This is a genomic window from Flavobacterium agrisoli (assembly GCF_016522065.1).
In the GTDB taxonomy this organism is placed as follows: Bacteria; Bacteroidota; Bacteroidia; order Flavobacteriales; family Flavobacteriaceae; genus Flavobacterium; species Flavobacterium agrisoli.
Window position 1 is genome coordinate 416,876 of record NZ_JAEHFV010000002.1, and the last position, 20,415, is coordinate 437,290.

Here is a 20,415-nt window from a genome sequence, read left to right on the forward strand (position 1 = left end):
AAAAGCGTAAAAATTAACGTTTGTTGAGAATGCCTAAAATGGTCTCTTTTTCGTTGTAGTAAATAAAATACATGAAACCTAAAAGCATCGGAATTCCGATAAAATAATTCTCTCTAAATCCGTAAAAGTAAATCACCGAAAACCCGATTGAAACACCTAAATAGGAACCTATTTTTTTCATATCATACGGAATCGGATAGTATTTATTACCCAAAACATACGAAATCAACATCATGCTTCCGTATGCCGAAATCGTTGCAATAGCCGAACCGTAGTAACTGTATTTCGGAATTAAATAATAGTTTAAAACCAAGGTAATGATAGCACCAACTATAGAAATATAAGCACCAATTTTGGTTTTATCGGTTAACTTATACCAAACGGATAAATTGTTGTAAATACCCAAAAAGAAATTGGCTAAAATAATCAGCGGAACGACTTTCATGGCCTCCCAATACGATTTGTTGTCGAGTAATAGCATTTTAAAAATATCAGCAAAAACTATAACCCCTAACAATATAAGCGACCCTAAAATCACAAAATATTTGGTAATTACCGCATAGGTTTGGGGAGCATTGGCGTTTTTGGCGTGGCTAAAAAAGAAAGGTTCAATACCCAATCGAAAAGCGGTGGCGTACAAAACCATGAACAAGCCCAATTTGTAGCAAGCCGAATAGGCTCCCACTTCGGCTTTGGCAATATTTTCGGGCAATAAATAGCCGAGCAAAATTTTATCAAAATGTTCGTTTACCGCAAAGGCAATTCCGGCAACTAAAATAGGTAAACCGTATTGCATCATTTTTTTCCAAAGCTTGGCGTCAAAACCTTTTTTAAGCGATAAATAATTGGGCGAAAGCACTATAAAGGTGAGCAAACTCGCTAGTAAATTGGCAATGAAAATGTAGGCAATTTCAAAGTTTTCAAAATAAATATTATCCCAAAATGAGTTTGGATGCTGCTGCGCCAACGAGGGTAAAAAAATCAAAAAGAAGATATTAAGACCTAAATTTACCGCTACATTTCCAATTTTTATAGCCGCATACACCATCGGTCTTTGGTTGGCTCTTAGTTTAGAAAACGGAATAACCACTAGAGCATCCAAAACCAAAATCCAGATTGAATAAGTGACATATTGCACCTCAACTTCTGCCCAAGATGCCAGTGTAGTCCTAAAAATCAAAGCCACAAACAAAAAAATAATGGAAGACCAAAATACCGAAATAGTAGAGGTTGCCACTACATTTTCTTTATCTTCTTCGGCACTGTAAAATCTAAAAAAGGCAGTTTCCATTCCATACGAAAGCACCACATTAAAAAACACCATCCAAGACAAGACAATCGAAACTTCGCCATATTCTGCAGTGGGCAAAATTCCGGTGTACAAGCGCACTAATAAAAAACTAAGCATTCGTGGCAGCACTGTGGCTAAACCATAAATAGCGGTTTGTTTAAAAAGATTTTTATATAATCCCAAAATAATTGAAGTCGTAAAATTTGATAAAACAAAAATAACCAAAACTTTGGTTTATTTAGTAAACATTTCGGTAATCGTTTTTAGTGCCAAACAGATGCTAAAATTATCTTAATAAAAGAAAACAAAATCGCAATTAGATGATTTTAAACAATTTATATTACTTTTTTGAAGTGCTATTTTGAAGTGCTAATATTTCAACTGCCCAACCTATTTCGTTATCTTTGTGTAAAACCAACATTTTTAAGATGAAAAAATATTTCTATTATACCTCATTACTGCTTCTTTTTGTGAGTTGCTCCAAAGAACTTTCTTTTGAAACACAAACTTTTACCGCAAAATCATCCTTACCCTGTACCGACGATTGTCCCGAAATTAAAATCACCATTCCGGTAGCAAAAGGGCCTGATGTTATGGCAGATAGCATTAATACTAAAACCCTAAATACCATCAAAGAAATTGTCTATTTTGGCGAAAAACCATACAATGTTTCCGATTATAACGGATTAACCAAAGCTTTTATAGGGTCTTATGATGAAATGAAAAAAACCTATCCCGATGAAACACTTGGCTGGTTTGCGCACATTAAGGCCGATATTGAACACCAATCGGATCAAATCATCAATATCAAAGTGGAGCACGAAACGTATACCGGCGGCGCACACGGTTATCACGGATTTCGCTCGTTATTATTTGATGCCAATACGGGAAAATCCATCAAAATGGAAGACTTATTTACCGATAAAAATGCATTTTTAAAATTTGCCGAAACCGCCTTCCGAAAAAAATACAAAATTCCAGCAAATCAAAACATCAACAGTACTGGCTTAATGTTTGAAAAAGAACAATTTCAATTACCCCTTAATTTGTTTTATACGCAACAAGGATTGCTGTTATATTACAACTCGTATGAAGTGGCGTCGTATGCCGATGGGCCAAAAGAAATTGTCTTTCCGTACGAAAGCGTCAAAAACTATTTAAAATACTTGTAAATTACTGCACGTCGTATTTCATTTTACGCAAAATTCGCAAAGATTCTTTAAACGAAGAATAAACTTGAGAAAACGGTTTTAATAGCAACTTAGCATCAATGAGTTTTTGTTTGGCATCATCAAAACCATTGAGATAACAAATCATAAATGTAGAAGGCAGATTTTCTAAATCAAGTCGTTCCCTTTCGGATAAAACCCTTCCTTTTTCTAATTTATCTAACAAAGCCAAATTGGAATTGTAAATATGATGCAACATGGCTCGATTAAATTCGGGAGGCTGAAACAACATTTTTCGATCAATTTTATAGTACCCATTATCAAAAAACCGAATTGTTTGTTCTTCTAACGGATAAAAACTCGTTTTGTCATTTAATCCAAGTGGCACGTATTCTAAAATGGTAAAACTGTCTTCGTTATAGGTAATGGTCACCACATCTTGAGCCGAATAAAAAAGCTTTATTTGTTCGTTAATCAACTCGATATCAACTCGAGACAAATAGGTTGTATCGCGGTGTTTATGCGAAACACCTGCCCAACAAATCACAAAAAGTTCTTTAAAAACCTTGTACTTCGGCGACATGTCTTTATGACGGAAATTCATAAAATCGATAACCCCATCCAAAGTATGCTGAATGCTGTTTCGAGAATTATTTTCGATACCAATTACTGTTTCGGTATTTTGATAATTTTTCTCCAATTCACCCTCAAGTGGTGTCGAATTGCTACCCCGACGAACAAAAGAGCTATTGGCCAAAATGGTGTGAATTCCCTTTTTAAAATACGACGTTTGACTGTTGGGTTTTATGGTAACCAAGCCTACTACTTTGTCTTTGGGTAAATTCGGAAATGGCACATTTTCATATTGAATTTTGGGCGGATTTTCTAAAAAGGCATTGACCAAATTCTGAATGCGACTGTCATCAAAAAAGTCATCGCCTACAATTTCGTTGTCTTGATCTTCTACTCCCACCACGATATAGGAATTATTTGCGGGATTGGAATTGGATAAGGCACAAATGTGTTTTAAAAATTTGGCCTTACCCTCGCGCGAATGCAAATTCAATTGGCGCTTTTTATCGTAAAAACTACTTTCATCGTTATGAGCGAGCAAATTTTTAATTAAAAGGCGCTTATTAATCATAGTTTAACTGGTTTTATGAACGATGGTTGAAGAAGCTTGGGCCGTACACATTACCATTAAATCGGCTATATTAACATGATACGGTCGGGTAATTACAAAATGAATAATATCGGCTATATCTTGGGCTTGTAATGCGTCGAATCCTTTATAAACCTTGGAAGCTTGATCGGTATTGCCTTTGAAACGCACTTCGCTGAATTCGGTTTCGACCATTCCCGGATGAATCGCGCCAACTCGAATACCATACGGATTCAAATCGATACGCATTCCTTTGGTTATGGCATCCACCGCATGTTTAGTTCCGCAATAAACATTACCGTTTGGATACACTTCTTTTGCCGCAGTAGAACCGATATTGATGATGTGTCCGGACTGCCGTTCCATCATCATCGGAATAATTGCTTTCGAAACGTATAACAATCCTTTTACATTGCTATCAATCATGGCATCCCAATCGCCTATATCGCCTGTTTGAATAGGATCTAAACCATGAGCATTACCAGCATTGTTTATCAAAACTTCAACCGAAGCAAAAGTTGGCGGTAAGGAATTGAGTGCTTCAAAAACGGCTTTTTTATCGCTAACATCAAATGACAAAATATGCACATCGGTAAATGATAAAAGTTCTTGTTGGAGTTTTTGCAGTCGTTCTTTGCGTCGACCGCATAAAATTAAATTGAAATTATGTCGCGCGAGTAATTCGGCAGTTGCCTTGCCTATTCCGCTGGTAGCACCGGTTATTAAAACTGTTTTTTTCATACTGATTTTTAATTCTTTTTAAGCCACATCTTCGCCCATACTTTCGGTCCAAATGGCAAACCAATCTTCGGTATCTAATTTTAAATTAACCGCTTTTTGCAAGGATTGTATTCGGGCAATGTTGACTGTTCCTGCTATTGGAATTACTTTGGCTGGATGTTGCAACACCCAACTTAGTAAAATTGTATCGGCTCCCAAGCCATATTTTGCGACCAAATTTCCCAATAAAATTTTTAATCGGCGTGTTTTCTTTTTATCTTCTCTAAAAACAATCCCAAGCGGATTCCACGACATCGGTCTAATTCCGTTAAGCTGCATATAATCCAAACTGCCATCGACCATCGGTTCATAATTAGTTGCCGAAAATTGTATCTGATTGTACTGTACTGGAATTTTTTGTCGAATTAATTCGGTTTGTGAATTACTAAAGTTAAACAAACCAAAATCGATTATTTTCCCTTCGGTTTGCAGTTTTTGTACTGCCTCGGCAATTTCATCTGCTTGCATCAACGGACTCGGTCTGTGCAATAAAAAAACATCCAAATAATCGGTTTTTAAATTTTGCAAAGATTGTTCTACCGATTGGATGATGTGTTGTTTAGAATAATCGTAATGTTTTACTTTGGTGGGTTTATCATGTGCTGGCATTTGTATACCACATTTCGAAATCAATTGTATTTTTTCGCGATTAATTTTGCTTATGCTTAACCCTTTACCAAATTCGGCTTCGGTGGTATACGAACCGTAAATATCGGCATGATCAAAAGTGGTAATTTTATTTTCGAAACAAACCTGAATTAGGTTTTCCATTTCTTTAAATGTAAGGTTTTTATCCCAAGTTCCCCAATTCATTGTGCCAGCAATTATGGGCGATAAGACAGCTTTTTTCATGACTTTTTTCGGTTTTTTACAAAGATATTTTACCCAGATTAAAATAAGTCTTTTAAAGTTCTTAAAAATATAAAAATAGAATCACAATTCGTCCTTAAAATTAGAGAATTGGTCGAAGTTTTAACCATTCTTTAACATCTTACTTCTTAAAAAATAATCAATTTGCACTCTCAAATCTTAGGCTTAAACACACGATTATAAAAAACTTTATATGGAAGAAAACACAACGACTTTAGACATTAGAGCGATTAATGAAAAAATTGAAAGAGAAAGTGCCTTTATCGACCTTCTCACCATGGAAATGAACAAAGTTATTGTAGGCCAAAAGCACATGGTCGAGCGATTGTTAATCGGTTTATTAGGTCAAGGGCATATTTTGTTGGAAGGTGTTCCAGGTCTTGCTAAAACTTTAGCTATAAATACCTTATCCCAAGCCGTTCATGGTTCTTTTAGCCGAATTCAATTTACGCCCGATTTGCTTCCTGCCGATGTTGTCGGAACAATGATTTACAACATTAAAGACAACGAATTTTCGATAAAAAAAGGACCTATTTTTGCCAATTTCGTGTTAGCCGATGAGATTAATCGTGCCCCTGCCAAAGTGCAATCGGCCTTGTTAGAAGCGATGCAAGAAAAACAAGTAACAATTGGCGAAACTTCTTTTAAATTAGACCGCCCGTTCTTGGTATTAGCTACACAAAACCCTGTTGAACAAGAAGGTACCTACCAATTACCCGAAGCACAAGTAGACCGTTTTATGCTTAAAACCGTAATTGACTACCCAAAATTAGACGAAGAACGTTTTGTTATCCGTCAGAATTTAAAAGGCAGTTACGAAAAAGTAAACCAAGTGGTTTCGGTAGAGCAAATTTTGCGTGCACAACAAGCCGTTCGTGAGGTGTATATGGATGAAAAAATCGAAAAATACATTCTAGATATCATCTTTGCCACACGTTACCCAGAAAAATACAAACTAGCCGATTTAAAACCTTTAATTAGTTTTGGTGCTTCGCCACGTGGAAGTATCAACTTGGCCACTGCCGCCAAATGTTACGCTTTTATCAAACGTCGTGGTTATGTAATTCCAGAAGACGTTCGTGCCGTAGTACACGATGTGTTGCGCCATCGAATTGGAGTTACCTACGAAGCGGAAGCCGAAAATGTGACTTCGGTTGACATCATCAACAAAATCGTAAATGAGATTGAAGTACCTTAAAAAGTTGATAGTTTTTGGTTACTAGTTGATGGATTTTTCCAACAACCAACAACCAACAACCAACAACCAAATGAAATGGAAACAAAAGACCTACTCAAAAAAGTTCGTAAAATTGAAATAAAAACCCGAAGACTGAGTGATCATATTTTTTCGGGCGAATACCACACTTCGTTTAAAGGGCGAGGTATGACTTTTAGCGAAGTACGTCAGTATCAATTTGGCGACGATATACGCTCCATCGATTGGAATGTTACCGCACGCTACAACGAACCTTATGTAAAAGTTTTTGAAGAAGAGCGCGAATTAACCATGATGTTAATGATTGATATTTCGGGTTCGGCCAGTTTTGGATCAAAAAATCAATTTAAAAAAGACATCATTACCGAAATTGCCGCCACTATGGCTTTTTCGGCTACCACCAATAATGATAAAATTGGATTGATTCTGTTTTCGGATACAATCGAATTGTACATTCCGCCCAAAAAAGGACGTTCGCATGTGCTACGAATCATCCGCGAATTAATCGAATTTGAACCCAAAAGTCAAAAAACCGATCTTGCACAAGCACTTCGTTTTTTATCGGGTACACAAAAAAAGAAAGCCATTGTTTTTGTGATTTCGGACTTTATGGCGGGCGATTACGAACAAACACTAAAAATCGCAGCAAAAAAACACGATATTACAGGCATTCGGGTTTACGACATTCGCGAAGAAAAAATGCCCGATATTGGAATGGTAGACATGCTCGATGCCGAATCGGGAAAAACCAAAACCATCAATACCGGATCCAAATCCATTCGCCTCAATTACGAAAAAAACTACGTGAACAATGTTTCTTATTTCAAAGAAACGTTTAGCAAATCGGGTGCCGGTGTGGTTAACACACGAGTAGATGAAAGTTATGTTACAAAACTATTAGGTTATTTTAAATCGAGATAAGAATTTAAGATTTTGATTAACTCCAAAAAGGAAATCAAACTACTACAACCGTTACTTTTTATGAAATTAAAATTTTACATATTTTTATTTTTACTTCCGGTATTTGTCTTTGCTCAGCAAAAGCAAATCACCACCAGTATTGACACCCTCAAAAAACCACTTGGATCTGAGTTTAAACTAAGCGTAAAAGCAGTTGTAAAACCCACACAATCGGTAGTTTTTCCGAAACTTAAAAATATTGGTCCGTTAGAAGTAATCGAATCTTATCCTATTGATACCATCAAAAAAGAAGATCAATACGAATTGATAAAAAAATACGGTTTAACTCAGTTTGATTCTGGAAAATACACCGTTCCGAGTATCAAAATTTTAATCGACAAAAAACCGTTCTTAACCGATTCGATTTCGATAGAAGTTGCAGCGGTAAAAGTGGACACGTTACAACAAAAAATGTACGACATCAAAGACATTATCCCCGTTAAAGAAGGTTGGGGTAACTGGTGGAAATACCTTTTGGGCTTGGTCATTATAGCGCTAGTTGGTTTGGGAATTTATTTCTTCATCAAAAAAAGACAAAAGAAACACATTGAAGAAGAAGTTTACAAAACACCGATAGAAAAAGCCACAAGTTTATTAAACAATTTGGAGAAAAAAGAACTTTGGCAAAAAGGCGAAATCAAAGAATATTACAGTGAATTAACCGATATTGCCCGAAATTATATTGAAGAAGCGATTGAAGTTCCGGCGATGGAAAGCACTACTTCAGAATTGATTGTGGCCTTACAAGCTGCTTCGGTTAAAAAGAAAATGACCCTTACCCCCGAAACTGTTTCCAATTTAGAACGTGTTTTACGTCAGGCTGATTTGGTGAAATTTGCCAAATCAAAACCTTTAGATTTTGAAATTACCGAAGATCGAAACAAAATTCAGAAAGCCATTTTAACTTTAGATAAAGCCATTCCGCAAGATGTTGTTAACGAAGAAGAAGATATATTAAACGAAGCGCAAAGGCAAAAACAAATTCAGGCTCAATTAAAGAAAAAGCAAAAACAGCGCATTCTAATTACCATAGTGAGTGTGGTTGCCTTGCTATTTGTAACCACTGGTTTTTTTATTGTTACCAAAGGATTTGCTTATGTAAAAGACAATGTTTTAGGGCATCCTTCTAAAGAATTATTAGAAGGCGAATGGGTAAAAAGTGCCTATGGTAATCCCGCTGTTCAAATTGAAACGCCCAAAGTTTTAAAACGCGTTGATATTAGTAAAGTACTTCCAAAAGAAGGTTTGGCACTCATTAAAGAAATGCAAAATTTTGCCTACGGTAGTTTGTTTGATAATTTTTATTTGATGGTTTCTACCGCCAAATATAAAAGTACCCCTAATGCCAACGGAGAAGAAGAGCAACCTAATATTGATTTGAATAAAGCCCTTGAGGTTTCGCTAAAATATACCGAAGCACAAGGCGCTAAAAATATGATTGTAAAACAAGAAGATTTTCAAACCAAAGAAGGCATTCAGGGTATAAAAGGTTACGGAACTTTTACTTTTTTGAATGAAAACACCAAAACAAGCACCAAAATGTATTACGAAATCTTGATGTTTAGTCAAGACGGTGGCTTACAACAAATTGCCTTGTATCATGAAGAAGGCGACATGTATGCCAACCAAATGTCGGAACGTATATTAGCCTCAGTAGAACTTCAAAAAGCACAAAACTAATGGGAGAAATAACGTTTTTAAATCCGGAATTCTTTTGGTTGTTTTTGCTGGTTCCACTTGCTATAATTTGGTTGTTTTGGAAAAAAAACCAACAAACGGCTACTTTAAAAATAAGTTCGTTACAAGGTTTTTCGGGTGCCGAATCACTTGCTGCAAAACTTAAACCGTATTTAAGTGTGTTGCGTATTTTAGCATTGTGTTCTTTGATAATAGCGCTGGCTCGACCGCGAACTGTTGATATTAGCAACCAAACCAAAACCACCAAAGGAATTGATATTGTCATGGCGGTAGACGTTTCGGGAAGTATGTTGGCGAAAGATTTAAAACCAAATCGAATGGAAGCTTTAAAACGTGTAGCTTCTGATTTCGTCATGGAACGTCCAAACGACCGAATCGGATTGGTTTTGTATGCAGCCGAAGCCTATACCAAAACGCCTGTTACAAGTGATAAAGCCGTGATTTTAGAAGCCATTAAAAGCATCAAATACGACAATGTTTTACAAGACGGAACCGGAATTGGAATGGGACTTGCCACGGCAGTTAACCGACTAAAAGACAGTAAAGCCAAAAGTAAAGTCATTATTTTATTGACAGACGGTGTAAACAATGCTGGTTTTATTGAGCCCGAAACGGCTTCGGATATTGCCAAACAATACGGCATTAAAGTGTATACTATTGGAATTGGAACCAACGGAATGGCACAATTTCCGTATGCGGTTGCACCAAACGGCCAGTTTTTATTTAGAAATATGAAAGTAGAAATTGACGAACAATTGATGAAAAGCATTGCACGTAAAACCGATGGAACTTATTTTAGAGCAACAAGCAACAGCAAATTAGCCGAAATCTATAAAGAAATCAACAAACTCGAAACTACCGAAATCGAAGAATTAAAATTTTATGATTACGACGAAAAATACCGTCCTTTTGTTTTATTGGCTGGTCTTTTAGTTTTAATCGAAATTGGTTTACGAAATACCGTGTATCGCAGTTTTATTTAAAACTATTTTCAAACCAGACTTTATCGTTTTGGAATTTATAAGAATATGGAATTAGACGAAAAAAAATATTTATACCTCTTTATTATCATCCCCATTTTGGTGTTGATTTACTTTTACAACTTGTATTGGAAAAGAAAAAAACAACGCGAATTTGGTGATTTGGATTTAGTGCAACAACTAGCTCCAAATCGTTCTAGTTTTAAGCCTGTTCTTAAACTAGTGGTGGTACTTTTGGGACTCACTTGTTTAATTATCGGTTTGGTCAATCCGAAAATAGGAACTAAAATGGAAACGGTGAAACGCGAAGGAATTGACATTGTGTTTGCTATGGACGTTTCTAAAAGTATGCTTGCCGAAGATGTAGCACCCAACCGTTTGGAAAAAAGCAAACAAATTGTTTCGCAAATTATCAACCAATTGGGAAGTGACCGCATCGGAATTGTAGCTTATGCCGGTAGTGCCTTTCCGGTTTTACCCATCACTAGTGATTATAGTGTAGCCAAAATGTTTCTTCAAAATATGAATCCAGGTATTGTTTCTTCGCAGGGAACTTCTTTGGATGAAGCTATCAAATTATCGGCTACCTATTTTGATGAAAAAAGCAAAACCAGCAAATTATTGATTTTATTATCGGATGGAGAAGACCATTCGGAAGGCGCCGAAATCGCAGCCGAAGAAGCCAACAAAATTGGCATGAAAATCATTACCATCGGACTTGGAACCGAAAAAGGTGGTACTATTCCTTTAAAAGAAAATGGAGTGGTCAAAAGTTTTCAGCGTGATAACAACAATGAAGTGGTGATTACTAAACTCAATCAAGACGGATTAAAAGCAATTGCAAAAGCTACAAAAGGCGGTTATGTATACGGAAACAGCACTAAAGAAGTACTTGATTATGTAAAAAATGCGTTAGATAACATTCAAAAAACCGAATTCGAAGCTACTCAAATGGCCGAATTTCAGTCGCAATTTCAATGGTTCCTAGGGTTTGCTTTCTTTTTACTGCTTTTAGATGTGTTTTTATTAGAAAGAAAAACCAGCTGGATTATTGACCTGAATTTATTTAATGAAAAAAAATAACTTATAAAACCGTTTTATAAGGAATAAAAAACAATATGAGACATCTTATTTTAACTTTTTTACTCTGTATTTCAGCCTACCTTTCGGCTCAGGAAAAAGACAAAACTTTGCCTGTAGCCAACGAAGAATATGCGCAAAAAAATTATACGGATGCCGAAGCTAATTACCGAATTTCGCAATCTAAATTTCCTAACCGAAGTGCTGCTGCTTACAATTTAGGTAATACCATTTACAAACAAAATCAAGCTGGCGAAGCCAAATATGCTTATGCTACAGCTTTAAAAAATGCCAAAACCAAAGCACAAAAACACAAAGCTTTTCACAACTTGGGCAATACGTTCATGAAAGAGAAAGATTACACCCAAGCAGTAGAGGCATACAAAAATGCATTGCGAAACGACCCAACCGACGATGAAACTCGTTATAACTATGCATTGGCTAAAAAACTTTTAAAAGAAAATCCTCCGAAAAACGATCAGAATAAGGATAAAAACAAAGACAAAAAAGACCAAAACAAGGATAAAAATAAAGATCAGAATAAAGATAAAAATAAGGATCAAGACAAAAAAGACGGTCAAGGAGATAAAGATAAAAAGGACGAAGGCGATAAAAATAAAGATCCTAAAAAAAACAATCCGCAGGATCAAAAAGGGCAACCAAAACCAATGCCCGGCGGAATTTCGCAAGATCGTATGCAAAATTTATTAGATGCGGTTAATAACGAAGAGAAGAAAATACAAGATAAAGTAAACGCTCAAAAAGTAAAAGGCGCACCAGTAAAAACCGAAAAAGACTGGTAATTGTTTTTTAGAAAAATTTAAAATAACATTTTCTATTGTTGAAAATCAAAATGAAAAAATATCTTTTTATACTATTATTAAGTTTTCAAGCCATTTGGTCCCAAGTGCAATTTGAGGCGAAAGTGAGCAAAACTACGCTCGGCTTGAACGAAAGATTACGTATTGATTTTGTAATGAATGTAGATGGGGACAATTTTGTGCCCCCGTCATTTGATGGTTTTAGAGTCATTGCTGGACCAAGCCAACAAGTCAGTCAATCATGGGTAAATGGTCGTAGTTCATTCGAGAAAATTTACTCTTATTTTTTGATGCCCAATCAAAAAGGAACGCTAGTTATCAAACAAGCCGCTATCGAATACAACGGACAGGTTTATAAAACATCGCCCTTAAAAATTAATGTAACAAATGCTGTTGCGCAAGAACGAGATCCAAACGCGCCTCAGGCTATTTCGGCAGATGACAATTTGTATTTGGTGGCCGACATCTCAAAAACCAATCCGTATGTAAATGAACCCATTACGGTAGTGTATAAATTGTACTTTAGTTACAACATCGGTATTACAAATTGGCGTGAATTAGACAAGCCAAAATACAATGATTTTTGGAGTCAAAATATCGATATCAAACAATTGGTTGCTGAAGAAGGCATGTTCAAAGGCGAAAAATTTCGATACGTGGTATTGCGTAAAACCGTTTTATATCCACAAAAATCGGGTAAATTAGAAATTGAACCCCTTTCGATGGATATTGATTTGCAACTGCCGACCAACAGAAGAGATATGTTTGGAAGGGTGCAAATTACAGAAGGAAACAAACGTGTTTCGGCTGGTGCAAAAACCATCAACGTAAAACCTTTACCAGAAGCCAATAAACCAGCCAATTTTACTGGAGCAGTTGGAAAATTTGATTTTAAAGTAATTCCATCCAAAACGACTTTGAAAAATGGCGAAAGTTTAGACTTAGTTATTTCGGCTTCAGGAAGCGGAAACTTAAAATTGTTTACGTTACCTAAACCAGTGGTGCCAAATGCCCTCGAAATGTACGATCCGGTACACGACGAAAAGGTAACCACCAATTTATCGGGAATGAACGGTAAAATTTCGGATAGTTATACCATAATTCCGCAATACAAAGGAAATTATGCCATCAAACCGATGACCTTTTCGTATTTCGATACCAATTCCAAAACCTACAAAACCATAACCTCATCCGAGATTATGATTAATGTAATGGATGGCCCAACTGCCACAGATCCGAACCTGGCTTCCAACAGCGGAACTCCAAAAAATCAAATTTCGAAAGGAGAGCAATTTCAATACATCAATCTAAAAACCAACTTAACGCCTATTAATAGTCCCGATTTTTATGGCTCTACGTTGTTTTATGGCTTGTTATTATTACCTTTTATCTGCTTGCCAATCATCATTTTGGCTAAAAAGAAAAAAGAAGCAATAGATAGTGATGTAACCGGAAATCGCATTCGACGAAACAACAAATTGGCTAAAAAATATTTATCCGAAGCCAAAAAACAATTGGCCAATAAAGAAGCCTTTTACATTGCTCTCGAAAAAGCCATGCATAATTTCTTGAAAGCCAAACTGCATATTGAAACTTCCGAAATGAGCAAAGACAATATCCGAGAATTGTTATTGAATAAAAATGCCAATCCGGAATCGGTACAAAAGTTTATCAACTTAACCGAAAATTGCGAATTTGCACGTTATGCGCCTGCTTCGAGCGCTACTATTCAGGATGATTTTGATAAAGCAGTGGTGATTATTTCGGAATTAGAAAAACAATTGGCCCGATAAAATGGAAATACATTTGGTTTTTAAATTATCATTATGAAAAATATACGGTTTCTCTTTTTATTGATAACTCAAGTTTTCTTTGCTCAATCAGGCTTTGAAAACGGGAACAATTTATACAAAAACGGAAAATACCAAGAGGCATTAACGGCATACGAAAGTGTTTTGAAAAACGAAAAAGTTGAGTCGGCCGACTTGTATTTTAATATTGCCAATTGCAATTATCGTTTGAACAAAGTAGCACCTGCTATTTATAATTATGAAAAAGCATTGGTTTTACGTCCAAACGACCCCACGATTTTAAACAATTTGAAGTTTGCCAAAAAACTAACCATCGATGAAATTAAAGAAGTTCCTAAAGTAGGTTTTGCAAAATTACTGGAGAATTTTACTGGCATTTTTACTTACAATACTTGGGCTTGGGTGGCAGTAGGCTTTGCTTTTGCTTTTTTACTCTGCTTTGTTGGCTATTATTTTTCCGAAACAACGTTGGCCAAAAGATGGTATTTCATCACGATGTTTGTTATGCTTTTTTTGATGGTATTGGCTCTCTTTGCTGGAATTTCTGAAAAAACCAGATACGAAAACGACCGTCCTGCCATTGTTTTTGCAGAAATGACCGAGGTGCACAGTGAACCGCAAAAAGCTGCCTCGGCTATATTTGTGCTGCACGAAGGAACAAAAGTGTACGTGAAAGAAACGGTAGACAAATGGAAAAAAATTGAACTTACAGATGGAAGCGAAGGTTGGATCAATTCAGCCGATATTAAAGAAGTAAAAAAGCCTTAAAACGTATAAATTTTTTGGGGAGTTACACAGTAACCCAATTGAATATCGGTTTCAAAAATTCCCTCAATTTTCGGTACGGCTTCAAAAAAAGAAAGGCCTATTTTAATGGTTTCGGGTTTGCATTCGGATAAAAATTGATCGTAAAATCCTTTGCCGTATCCTACGCGATGACCTAGAGTGTCAAATGCTAAAAGTGGCACCAAAACTACTTCGATTTTAGAGCTGGGCACTTCAATACCATCAACCGGTTCGGGGATATTGAATTCGTTTGTTTTGATTTTGGTCGTATCGGTTAATAAAAAATGAGTCATTTTTCGGGTAGCAAAATCCGATTTTGAAATGATTATATCTTTGTCCTTTCCGGCTAATAAATGCAAAATAAATTCGGTATCTACTTCTTTGTGATTGACTATCGATAAAAAAATATGAAAATACTTTTTTTCCCAAATAGGCAATCGCAGCAATTGATTGGCAATCGCGATACTACTTGTTTCTATATCCGCTTCTGAAAGTTGTTGCCTCTTGTTTTTATAGGCAATGCGAAGTGCTTTTTTAGTATAATCCATTTTCTTTAGTGCTAACTACAGTTTTCGAAATGTGGTAAATAGCATCCCCTTGGTACACGATGGGCGAATGATTGGCATTAATTACATACCCATCATGAGGCGCTTTTACTTTTCGTTCAAATTTACCGAATGGGTCGGTAATGGTAGCCAAAATAGTGCCTTTGGTTACAAAACTCCCCACAGTATTAAAATCGTGCAACAAACCCGAACATTTGGCGCGCATCCAAACCGAATTTTTAATGTAAATACTCGGATAAAGTGCGGGTTCTTCTACTTGTTTTTCATCTAAAATATTCAAATAACGCAACAATCGTTTTACACCTCTAACGCCTTCATTGGCCACATCTTCGTTAATATCAAGTGATTTTCCACCTTCAAAAAGCAACATTTTGACTTTTAATTTCTCGGATGCACTTCGAAAAGAACCTGCAATATTTTTGGAATAAAGGGTAAAGGGCGCATTAAAAACATCGGCTAACGCTTTCAGATCGGGGTTATTTTCGGTTAATCGAATTTGAGCAGCATTGAATCGACTTGCACCACCAGCATGAAAATCGACTGCATAATCAATTAAAGGAAGTACTTCTTTAACCAAATGAAAGGCAAACCGACTGGCTAACGAACCTTTTTTACTTCCCGGAAAAACCCGATTCAAATCGCGTCCATCGGGAAATTCGCGGCTTTTATTCACAAACCCATACATGTTGATAATGGGAATACAAATGATGGTTCCTCTTGCCGGACGGTTAATTTTTTTGCTGATAATTTGACGCACAATTTCAACACCATTAATTTCGTCACCGTGAATTCCGGCAGAAAACAACACCGTAGGTCCCGCAATTTTAGAACGCCGAATGATAACCGGAATATTAAGTTTGGTGGTGGTATGCAAACGCGCAATCTCAACATTAATGGTTCTGTTTTCGCCAGGTAAAACCGTTTCGCCGAAAATGATCATGGGTAAGAGTTCTTTCATAACTTAAATAAACCTTAAATGTAAAAATTATAAGCTGTATTTTGTAAATTTGATAACAATACAAGATTAAGAAAAAAACATCGTTTTGTACCTTTATTTCGTTTAAAATACCACTTTTCAGAACTTTATTCCATGCAAAAAACAGCGCTTGACTTACAAATTCAAACCCTTCCGGACAATCCTGGAGTCTATCAATATTATGACAAAGAGGGGAAAATTTTGTATGTAGGAAAAGCCAAAAATCTTAAAAAAAGAGTTTCATCTTATTTCAATAAAATTCACGATACCGCCAAAACCAATGTATTAGTCCGTAAAATTGTGACTATCAAACACATTGTGGTGCCTACCGAAACCGATGCGTTGTTGCTGGAAAATAATTTAATTAAAACCTTGCAACCACGGTACAATGTTTTGTTGCGAGACGACAAAAGTTATCCTTGGATTTGCATCAAAAACGAACCTTTTTCGCGTATTTTTTCAACCCGCAGAATGATCAAAGATGGTTCGGAATATTTTGGCCCCTACACCAATTTTAAAACGGTGCATACCATTTTAGATTTAATTAAAGAATTGTATCCGCTGCGAACTTGCAATTATGATTTGAATCAAAACAACATCGAAAGCGGGAAATTTAAAGTCTGTTTAGAATACCATATTGGCAATTGCAAAGGACCTTGTGAAGGCATGGAAACCCTAGAAAATTATCAAAATCACGTGAATAAAATTCGCGAAATTTTGAAAGGAAATTTCAAGGAAAGTTTGAAGGATTTTAAAAAAATGATGACCACGTTGGCGCAAGATTTACGGTTTGAAGAAGCGCAAAAAATCAAAGAAAAAATAGAAGTTTTAGAAAATTACCAATCGCGCTCTACAATTGTAAACCCGAAAATTACCAATATCGATGTATTTTCGATTGTATCGGACGAAAGTGCGGCGTATGTCAATTTTTTGCAAATATCGCATGGTGCCATTATTCGATCGCATACGTTAGAGATGAAAAAAAAGCTTGAAGAAACCGACGAAGAATTGCTGGAATTGGCTATTATCGAACTTCGCGAACGCTTTCAGTTACTTTCAAAAGAAATTATTGTACCTTTTGAAATAAATTTGGGAGATCATATTAAAATTACCGTTCCGCAATTGGGCGATAAAAAGCAAATATTGGACTTATCTATTCGAAATGCTAAATTTTACCGAATAGAGCAACTCAAACAACTGCAAATTGTAGACCCCGACCGTCATACCAACCGCATTATGGCACAAATGCAAAAAGATTTGCGATTGCCTGTTGAACCGAGACACATAGAATGTTTTGATAATTCGAATATTCAGGGAACCAATCCCGTGGCCGCTTGTGTGGTTTTTAAAGATGGCAAACCGAGTAAAAAAGACTACCGCCATTTTAACATTAAAACGGTGGAAGGCCCAAATGATTTTGCTTCGATGGAAGAAGTCGTATACCGAAGATACAAACGTTTGTTAGAAGAAAACCAACCCTTGCCACAGCTCATTATTATCGATGGAGGAAAAGGTCAATTGTCATCGGCATTAAAAAGTTTAGACGATTTAGGGTTGCGAGGTAAAATTGCGATCATCGGAATAGCCAAAAGGCTAGAAGAATTGTTTTATCCCGGTGATTCGATCCCCTTGTATTTGGATAAAAAATCCGAAACTTTAAAAATTATTCAGCAGTTACGTAACGAAGCCCACCGATTTGGTATTACCTTTCACCGAGACAAACGCAGTAAAGCAGCTTTGAATTCTTCTATCGAAAGTATTCCGGGTATAGGCGAAAAAACGATGCAAACCCTCATCAAACATTTTAAAAGTGTTAAAAGGTTAAAATTAGCAACAGAAAACGAAATTTCTACTGTAATTGGAGTTTCAAAAGCAAAAAAAATTACCGAATTTTACCAGACTAACAACTAATTTATGACTCATAAACAGCAATTTTCAATTTCTCCTTTTCGTATTTCCCTTCTGAATAACTGCTTTGGAGCGAGATTGAACATTTTTTTGCTGTTTGCACTATTTTCATGTTGTAGTTTACTCTATAGTCAAACCAAAATTCCATCAACCGATAAAAAACCTAAAATTGGTTTGGTTTTAAGTGGCGGTGGCGCCAAAGGTTTTGCGCATATTGGTGTTTTAAAAGTTATTGAAGAAGCTGGAATTAAAGTCGATTATATTGGTGGGACGAGCATGGGCGCGGTAATTGGAGGTCTGTATGCATCGGGTTATAATGCCGCACAAATTGATTCAATCTTTCAAAAAACCAATTTTGATGATTTAATAAACGATTATATTCCGAGAGCTTCAAAAAATTTCTACGAAAAAAGAAACGATGCCTTATATGCTATTACCTTACCTTTTAGCCAAATGCGAATCGGAATTCCGCAGGCCTTATCCAAAGGAATTTACAATTACAATTTGTTAAGTAGTTTGACTCGGAATGTACGACACATTCAAGATTTCAACAATTTGCCAACGCCGTTTTTGTGTATTGGTACCGATATCGAAACCGGGAAGCAAGTATTACTTAACAAAGGGAATTTAGCGCAAGCCATAATGGCTAGTAGCTCGTTTCCTTCCTTGTTTTCGCCTGTAGAAATCGACGGCCAATTGTTGGTTGATGGCGGCGTGGTTAACAATTACCCGATTGATGAAATTAAAAAATTAGGTGCTGATATCATTATTGGAGTCGATGTTCAAGACGATTTACTCAAACGTAAAAACCTTAAAGACGCCACAAAAATTCTGGTTCAAATTACCAATTTGCAATCTATTGAAAAAATGAAACGTAAAATTGGAGATACCGATATATACATCAAACCCGATATTCGTGACTATGGTGTGGTTTCTTTTGATAAAGGCGAAGAAATTATTCGTAAAGGCGAAGAAGCCTCTTTTGTAGTGTACGAAAAATTAAAAGCCTTGGTAAAACCCGATGATTTTTATACCAAACCACCTTTAAAGGTAGCTAGTGATACGCTCGAAATTAAAGACATCAATTATTCAAAAATTGAAGGATATACTAAAGAATACATTACCGGAAAACTACGGTTTAAAGCCAACTCCACTATTAGTTATTTGGACTTACAAACCGGAATTAACAATTTAAATGCTACCGATAACTTTAGTGTAATTTCGTATTCGTTATCTAAAAATGAAGAAAAAGACGATCTCAATTTAACTTTAGTCGAAAACCCAACGCAAACTTTTTTGAAATTTGGTTTGCATTACGATGGACTTTACAAAAGTGGTTTGTTATTAAATATTACCCGCAAAAAAACATTTTTAAAAAACGACAATCTTTCGTTTGATGTGGTATTAGGTGATAATTTCAGGTACACTTTTGATTATTATATCGAAAACGGATTTAACATTAGTTGGGGTTTTCAATCCAAACTCAGCCGATTTAACCGCAACATTACACCCAATATTAGTAGTGTTCTCAATTATGATAACGACGATAATTTAATCAATACCGATTATCTAGATGTAACCAATCGAGCTTACTTTCAATCGTTGTTTTTAAATAAAATTTTAATTGGTGGTGGTGCCGAATTTCAATATTTAAACATCAGTTCGCAAACTATCAATTCAGTCGATTCAAACATTGATAAAAGCAACTACTTTAGTCTTTTTGGTTATGCCGTTTTTGATTCTTACAACAAAAAGAATTTTCCGAGCAAAGGCTGGTTTTTTTCGGGCGACTTTCAAACCTATTTGGCTTCGTCTAATTATACGGGACAATTCAATCCATTTTCAATTGCTAAAGGAAAAATTGGGGGTGCTTTTACCTTTTTTAAGAAACTTTCCTTGCATATAGAATCGGAAGCCGGATTTGCCATCGGTAAACAAAGCGTACCTTTTTTTAATTTTGCTTTGGGCGGATATGGCTACGCACCTACCAACAATTTTAATTATTTTTATGGCTATGATTTTATTAGCCTTGCCGCCGACAGTTATATCAAATCGGTAATCACTTTAGATTATGAATTCCTTCGAAAAAACCACGTGAATTTTTCGGCTAATTATGCTAATATTAAAGACAATTTATTTGATTCGGTAGAATGGATTTCCCTTCCCGATTACTCTGGTTATGCAGTAGGTTACGGATTAGAAAGCCGAATTGGGCCTATTGAAATAAAATACACTTGGTCTCCAGAACTTAGTAAAGGATACACTTGGTTTAAAATTGGATATGAATTTTAAATTTTGTAAATTTCAATAATTAAAATTACGATATTTGTTAGAATGAAAA

Annotated in this window: 17 protein-coding genes; 11 read left to right on the plus strand and 6 right to left on the minus strand. The window is 35.9% G+C overall.

What is annotated here, in order from left to right:
- Positions 1-13 precede the first annotated feature (13 nt).
- Positions 14-1,474: a lipopolysaccharide biosynthesis protein gene (locus tag I5M07_RS06870; protein WP_200105481.1), complete on the minus strand. Its 1,461-nt coding sequence runs from the start codon at positions 1,472-1,474 to the stop codon at positions 14-16.
- A gap of 245 nt (positions 1,475-1,719) precedes the next feature.
- On the opposite strand from I5M07_RS06870, the gene I5M07_RS06875 reads away from it, so the two are divergent.
- On the plus strand, positions 1,720-2,463 hold the full coding sequence (locus I5M07_RS06875; RefSeq protein ID WP_200105482.1) for a DUF3298 and DUF4163 domain-containing protein: 744 nt from the start codon (positions 1,720-1,722) through the stop codon (positions 2,461-2,463).
- A 1-nt stretch (position 2,464) separates the two neighbouring features.
- On the opposite strand, the gene I5M07_RS06880 is transcribed toward I5M07_RS06875, so the two are convergent.
- The 3 genes from I5M07_RS06880 to I5M07_RS06890 are packed head-to-tail and all read right to left on the minus strand — an operon-like array spanning position 2,465 to position 5,254.
- Entirely contained in the window at positions 2,465-3,604 is a 1,140-nt protein-coding gene (locus I5M07_RS06880) for an ATP-binding protein (protein ID WP_200105483.1), read from the minus strand.
- Between the two features lie 3 nt (positions 3,605-3,607).
- On the minus strand, positions 3,608-4,363 hold the full coding sequence (locus I5M07_RS06885) for an SDR family NAD(P)-dependent oxidoreductase (protein ID WP_200105484.1): 756 nt from the start codon (positions 4,361-4,363) through the stop codon (positions 3,608-3,610).
- Between the two features lie 18 nt (positions 4,364-4,381).
- A complete protein-coding gene (locus tag I5M07_RS06890) occupies positions 4,382-5,254 on the minus strand; it encodes an aldo/keto reductase (RefSeq protein WP_200105485.1) in 873 nt (290 codons plus the stop codon).
- Positions 5,255-5,465: 211 nt separating this feature from the next.
- On the opposite strand from I5M07_RS06890, the gene I5M07_RS06895 reads away from it, so the two are divergent.
- The 8 genes from I5M07_RS06895 (at position 5,466) to I5M07_RS06930 (ending at position 14,606) form a co-directional block, all read left to right on the plus strand.
- Positions 5,466-6,470, plus strand: coding sequence for an AAA family ATPase (locus I5M07_RS06895; RefSeq protein WP_200105486.1), 1,005 nt, complete (start codon positions 5,466-5,468; stop codon positions 6,468-6,470).
- Positions 6,471-6,545: 75 nt separating this feature from the next.
- Entirely contained in the window at positions 6,546-7,409 is an 864-nt protein-coding gene (locus I5M07_RS06900) for a DUF58 domain-containing protein (protein WP_200105487.1), read from the plus strand.
- A 60-nt stretch (positions 7,410-7,469) separates the two neighbouring features.
- The gene (locus I5M07_RS06905; protein ID WP_200105488.1) at positions 7,470-9,128 is read left to right on the plus strand and encodes a hypothetical protein; all 1,659 of its coding nucleotides are present in this window, start codon (positions 7,470-7,472) and stop codon (positions 9,126-9,128) included.
- The gene (locus I5M07_RS06910) at positions 9,128-10,129 is read left to right on the plus strand and encodes a vWA domain-containing protein (RefSeq protein ID WP_200105489.1); all 1,002 of its coding nucleotides are present in this window, start codon (positions 9,128-9,130) and stop codon (positions 10,127-10,129) included. The genes I5M07_RS06905 and I5M07_RS06910 overlap by 1 nt, the downstream gene beginning before the upstream one ends.
- 45 nt (positions 10,130-10,174) lie before the next feature.
- The gene (locus I5M07_RS06915) at positions 10,175-11,209 is read left to right on the plus strand and encodes a VWA domain-containing protein (RefSeq protein ID WP_200105490.1); all 1,035 of its coding nucleotides are present in this window, start codon (positions 10,175-10,177) and stop codon (positions 11,207-11,209) included.
- A gap of 35 nt (positions 11,210-11,244) precedes the next feature.
- Positions 11,245-12,009 (plus strand): tetratricopeptide repeat protein, encoded by a 765-nt coding sequence (locus I5M07_RS06920; RefSeq protein WP_200105491.1) that lies wholly within the window; start codon positions 11,245-11,247, stop codon positions 12,007-12,009.
- A 50-nt stretch (positions 12,010-12,059) separates the two neighbouring features.
- Positions 12,060-13,820 (plus strand): BatD family protein, encoded by a 1,761-nt coding sequence (locus I5M07_RS06925; protein WP_200105492.1) that lies wholly within the window; start codon positions 12,060-12,062, stop codon positions 13,818-13,820.
- Between the two features lie 33 nt (positions 13,821-13,853).
- Positions 13,854-14,606, plus strand: coding sequence for a tetratricopeptide repeat protein (locus I5M07_RS06930; protein WP_200105493.1), 753 nt, complete (start codon positions 13,854-13,856; stop codon positions 14,604-14,606).
- Here the strand turns inward: I5M07_RS06930 and I5M07_RS06935 are convergent.
- Positions 14,603-15,172: a 5-formyltetrahydrofolate cyclo-ligase gene (locus I5M07_RS06935; protein ID WP_200105494.1), complete on the minus strand. Its 570-nt coding sequence runs from the start codon at positions 15,170-15,172 to the stop codon at positions 14,603-14,605. The two genes, I5M07_RS06930 and I5M07_RS06935, sit on opposite strands and share 4 nt — an antisense overlap.
- The gene (locus I5M07_RS06940; protein ID WP_200105495.1) at positions 15,159-16,148 is read right to left on the minus strand and encodes a succinylglutamate desuccinylase/aspartoacylase family protein; all 990 of its coding nucleotides are present in this window, start codon (positions 16,146-16,148) and stop codon (positions 15,159-15,161) included. The genes I5M07_RS06935 and I5M07_RS06940 overlap by 14 nt, the downstream gene beginning before the upstream one ends.
- Before the next feature lie 132 nt (positions 16,149-16,280).
- Between I5M07_RS06940 and uvrC the strand changes: the two genes are divergently transcribed.
- Together uvrC and I5M07_RS06950 are read left to right on the plus strand one after the other, a co-directional pair.
- Positions 16,281-18,077 carry an excinuclease ABC subunit UvrC gene (gene uvrC / locus I5M07_RS06945; RefSeq protein WP_200105496.1) on the plus strand — a complete coding sequence of 599 codons (1,797 nt, stop codon included), beginning with the start codon at positions 16,281-16,283 and terminating at the stop codon, positions 18,075-18,077.
- Positions 18,078-18,080: 3 nt separating this feature from the next.
- The gene (locus tag I5M07_RS06950) at positions 18,081-20,366 is read left to right on the plus strand and encodes a patatin-like phospholipase family protein (RefSeq protein ID WP_200105497.1); all 2,286 of its coding nucleotides are present in this window, start codon (positions 18,081-18,083) and stop codon (positions 20,364-20,366) included.
- The last annotated feature ends 49 nt before the right edge of the window (positions 20,367-20,415 follow it).

Coding starts and splice junctions, on each gene's coding strand:
- I5M07_RS06885 (WP_200105484.1), bottom strand. CDS start 4,363: ATGAAAAAAACAGTTTTAATAACCGGTGCTACCAGCGGAATAGGCAAG.
- I5M07_RS06930 (WP_200105493.1), top strand. CDS start 13,854: ATGAAAAATATACGGTTTCTCTTTTTATTGATAACTCAAGTTTTCTTT.
- I5M07_RS06900 (WP_200105487.1), top strand. CDS start 6,546: ATGGAAACAAAAGACCTACTCAAAAAAGTTCGTAAAATTGAAATAAAA.
- I5M07_RS06875 (WP_200105482.1), top strand. CDS start 1,720: ATGAAAAAATATTTCTATTATACCTCATTACTGCTTCTTTTTGTGAGT.
- I5M07_RS06880 (WP_200105483.1), bottom strand. CDS start 3,604: ATGATTAATAAGCGCCTTTTAATTAAAAATTTGCTCGCTCATAACGAT.
- I5M07_RS06910 (WP_200105489.1), top strand. CDS start 9,128: ATGGGAGAAATAACGTTTTTAAATCCGGAATTCTTTTGGTTGTTTTTG.
- I5M07_RS06905 (WP_200105488.1), top strand. CDS start 7,470: ATGAAATTAAAATTTTACATATTTTTATTTTTACTTCCGGTATTTGTC.
- I5M07_RS06950 (WP_200105497.1), top strand. CDS start 18,081: ATGACTCATAAACAGCAATTTTCAATTTCTCCTTTTCGTATTTCCCTT.
- I5M07_RS06935 (WP_200105494.1), bottom strand. CDS start 15,172: ATGGATTATACTAAAAAAGCACTTCGCATTGCCTATAAAAACAAGAGG.
- I5M07_RS06895 (WP_200105486.1), top strand. CDS start 5,466: ATGGAAGAAAACACAACGACTTTAGACATTAGAGCGATTAATGAAAAA.
- I5M07_RS06915 (WP_200105490.1), top strand. CDS start 10,175: ATGGAATTAGACGAAAAAAAATATTTATACCTCTTTATTATCATCCCC.
- I5M07_RS06940 (WP_200105495.1), bottom strand. CDS start 16,148: ATGAAAGAACTCTTACCCATGATCATTTTCGGCGAAACGGTTTTACCT.
- I5M07_RS06925 (WP_200105492.1), top strand. CDS start 12,060: ATGAAAAAATATCTTTTTATACTATTATTAAGTTTTCAAGCCATTTGG.
- I5M07_RS06920 (WP_200105491.1), top strand. CDS start 11,245: ATGAGACATCTTATTTTAACTTTTTTACTCTGTATTTCAGCCTACCTT.
- uvrC (WP_200105496.1), top strand. CDS start 16,281: ATGCAAAAAACAGCGCTTGACTTACAAATTCAAACCCTTCCGGACAAT.
- I5M07_RS06890 (WP_200105485.1), bottom strand. CDS start 5,254: ATGAAAAAAGCTGTCTTATCGCCCATAATTGCTGGCACAATGAATTGG.